This window comes from Micromonospora sp. LOL_025 (assembly GCF_048060285.1).
Taxonomy (GTDB): Bacteria; Actinomycetota; Actinomycetes; order Mycobacteriales; family Micromonosporaceae; genus Micromonospora.
Map to the genome: position 1 here is coordinate 1 of NZ_JBHMIR010000145.1, position 359 is coordinate 359.

Genomic DNA, 359 nt, shown 5'->3' on the forward strand with positions numbered 1-359 from the left:
AGGCGGCTGCGGGGGTGGCGGGCATCATCAAGATGATCTTGGCGATGCGGGCGGGTGTGGTGCCGGCGACGTTGCATGTGGATGCGCCGTCGTCGCATGTGGAGTGGTCGTCGGGTGCGGTGGAGTTGGTGACGGAGTCGCGGGCGTGGCCGGGGGTGGAGCGTCCGCGGCGTGCGGGCGTGTCGTCGTTCGGCATCTCCGGCACCAACGCCCACGTGATCCTCGAACAGCCGGAGCCCGAGACCGAACCCGAGGCCGGGGCGGAGCCAGCGGCGGGCCCCGTGGGGCTGCCGGTGCCGTGGGTGGTGTCGGGGCGCTCCGAGCGGGGTCTGGCGGGTCAGGCCGCGCGGTTGGTGTCG

1 protein-coding gene is annotated in these 359 nt (G+C 73.5%); it reads left to right on the forward strand.

Annotated features, from left to right (window positions below):
- On the forward strand, positions 1 to 359 hold a 359-nt coding region (locus ACFHW0_RS31875), incomplete at both ends, for a ketoacyl-synthetase C-terminal extension domain-containing protein (RefSeq protein WP_416613335.1).